The organism is Maribacter sp., assembly GCF_039968975.1.
GTDB lineage: Bacteria > Bacteroidota > Bacteroidia > Flavobacteriales > Flavobacteriaceae > Maribacter.
Genome location: NZ_JBDVOT010000258.1, coordinates 1 through 3,035 on the forward strand (window position 1 = coordinate 1; position 3,035 = coordinate 3,035).

Annotated in this window: 2 protein-coding genes; one reads left to right on the forward strand and one right to left on the reverse strand. The window is 36.9% G+C overall.

Annotated features, from left to right (window positions below; translation table 11 throughout):
- The coding region (locus ABJI11_RS17740) for a TPM domain-containing protein (RefSeq protein WP_348355334.1) at positions 1-971 on the reverse strand (971 nt) is incomplete at its 3' end.
- Positions 972-1,146: 175 nt separating this feature from the next.
- Between ABJI11_RS17740 and ABJI11_RS17745 the strand changes: the two genes are divergently transcribed.
- Positions 1,147-2,886, forward strand: a complete 1,740-nt coding sequence (locus ABJI11_RS17745) for an ABC transporter ATP-binding protein (RefSeq protein ID WP_348355337.1) — start codon at positions 1,147-1,149, stop codon at positions 2,884-2,886.
- Positions 2,887-3,035: the final 149 nt, after the last annotated feature.

The following is a 3,035-nucleotide window of genomic DNA, read 5'->3' on the forward strand; positions in this document are numbered from 1 at the left end:
GAGCTACCGCCAGAACCAAAGGAATGTGTGCCTGAAGAAGAAAATGTTTTTCTATAATAGGTCTTGTCATTTTTAATCCAAGAAATATTTAAATCTTCCTCTCCCTTTAATTTTACTTTAATCAATGCAATGATTGCGGCAACACCGAAAAACAGAGGTAATGCCAGTAATAATATTTTTGGTTCTTCTGCAATTTTCTGCATTATAGATTCGCTGGATGTAAGTATGCTGAAAACAACGGTTAGCGGTCCTAGCATGAAAAGTAGACCGAATAATGACGATAATAGACCAGCAACCAGCATAAAAAAACCTGGTAATACTCCTAACTTACCAATGAACACGCCACGGAAAACTTCAATTACGTTCTTATAGCTTTTGTAAAAGTAAAATCCGCCAACGGTAACAAAAATTAAAATAAAGAAACCAAGAAATATATACCCTATCAACTGGTTATTACTTTCTTCGTCTTCAATTTCTTTTTTAAACTCTTCTAATGCCTCTGGGTTATTTAAAAACTCAATGAGCTGATTTGAAGCATTACCAATTCCCTCAAAATACATTTCCTCTTTAAAATTAGGAATCATTGTATTTCTTATAATTCTTGAAGCAACGGCATCTGTAATATAAGGTTCCAACCCGTAACCCACCTCAATTCTGACTTCTCTATCTAATTTAGAAAACAAAATAAGTAACCCGTTATCCTTTCCTTTTTGTCCAATTTCGTTTTGGTTAAAGAGTCCGTTTGCATAAGACTCAATAGTATCAAAACCTAACTCTTCAATGGTTACTATAACTAGTTGATTGGTTGTATTTTCCTCTAACGCTACTAATTGCTCATTTAACTCTGTGATTTGTGTTGCAGTGAAAATACCAGCACTATCCGTTACAAAATCTCGCAGCTCATAGTATTGTTCTTGCGCATTTGTGTAAAACGTGGTTAATAAAAAAAGAAAAATGATTTTTCTAAGCATTGGTCGGTAATCAGGATTCTCAAATATAAAAACCTTTATCGATACTCTTAGCCAATATCAAAACCTATTCTAGATTCGGTAAAACTTTAGAATTGAAGTAACTTGCAACTCATTGCCGACTGCGCTCAACCGGACAATAGAATAATTAAACAGTAATTAGTTAGATTAAACACCTATGGCAGAGAAAAAAGTAAGTATACTAACCGCTTTTAAAACAATTATATGGCCACGTAGAAAACCGGTTTTATTGGGCTTATTACTAATTGTTATCAGTAAGGCGGCAAGTTTTGTTGCGCCGGTATCTCTACGTTATTTTTTAGATGATATTATCCCTAACAAAAATTATGATCTACTAAAAATATTGGTAGCTGTGGTAATATTGGCGTTTTTGGTACAAGCCGTAATGTCTTTCTTGCTCACCAAAGTTCTAAGCATACAGGCGCAATATATGATTTCCGAGTTACGTGCACAGGTACAAAAACAAGTGCTATCACTACCTATTCGCTTTTTTGACAACACCAAGTCAGGTTCGTTAGTTTCTAGAATTATGAGCGATGTAGAGGGTGTCAGAAACTTAATTGGCACCGGACTCGTTCAATTGGTTGGTGGTACAATTACCGCCGTGGTATCTCTTATTTTGCTATTAAGAATTAGCCCTACCATGACCCTTTTGACTTTCATACCCTTAATCCTGTTTGCTTTTATTGCTCTGAAAGCTTTTAAAATCATTAGACCAGTTTTTAGGGAACGTGGTAAAATTAATGCAGAGGTTAAAGGTAGGTTAACGGAAACTCTAGGCGGTATACGTGTTATTAAAGGTTTTAATGCAGAAGAACAAGAAAGTAAGGTTTTTGAAGAAGGGGTAGATAGATTATACCAAAATGTAAAAAAGAGCTTGACCGCAACAGCTTTCATGACCAGTGCATCCACTTTTTTGTTAGGATTGGCAACTACCGGAATTATGATGGGTTTTGGCGGTTACAAAATGATGCAAGGAGAACTGACTACAGGTGAGTATTTTGAGTTTACTTTTCTATTAGCATTAATGGTAGCACCCATTGTACAAATGAGCAATATTGGTAGCCAATTGACAGAAGCTTTAGCTGGTTTAGACCGTACCGAGGAGTTAATGAACAAGGTGGCCGAGTCTGATGAAAAAGATAGAACCATTACACTTTCTAACATTAAAGGGGATATGATCTTTAAAGATGTATCGTTTGCCTATGAAGAGGATAAAGATGTATTGCATAATATTAGTTTTGAAGCCAATTCTGGTGATGTCATTGCCCTTGTAGGTAGTTCTGGATCCGGAAAATCTACCATTGCAGGTTTAGCGGCCAGTTTTTTGAATCCTGATTCTGGAGAGATTACCATAGATGGTACAGATTTATCAAAAGTTGACCTAACCAGTTTTAGACAGTATTTAGGTGTTGTTCTACAAGATGATTTCCTTTTTGAAGGTACTATTAGAGAGAATATACTTTTTCCAAGACCAGATGCTTCTGAAGAAGAATTACAATCAGCGATTAAAGCCGCATATGTTGATGAATTTACCGACAGATTTGAAGAGGGATTAAATACTGTAATCGGAGAACGTGGCGTAAAACTATCTGGAGGACAACGACAACGTATTGCTATTGCAAGAGCTGTATTGGCAAACCCAAGAATTTTAATTCTAGATGAGGCCACCTCTAATCTTGATACTGAAAGCGAAGCATTAATTCAAAAGAGTTTGGCTGAACTAACGAAAGGTAGAACCACTTTTGTTATAGCACACCGCTTAAGTACTATTAGAAAAGCAAACCAGATATTAGTTATTGAAAACGGACGCATTGCCGAGCAAGGAACTCATGAAGAGTTAATAGCAAAAGAAGGCAGATACCATAATCTGTTTACGTATCAGGCTAGAATATAAGTTTGTTGGCTGTTGGCTGATGGCTGATGGCTGATGGCTGATGGCTGATGGCTGATGGCTGATGGCTGATGGCTGATGGCTGATGGCTGATGGCTGATGGCTGATGGCTGATGGCTGATGGCTGATGGCTGATGGCTGATGGCTGATGG

What these genes read in the sequence shown, in the direction of transcription:
- ABJI11_RS17745 (WP_348355337.1), top strand. Translation starts at nt 1,147, where the DNA reads ATGGCAGAGAAAAAAGTAAGTATACTAACCGCTTTTAAAACAATTATA.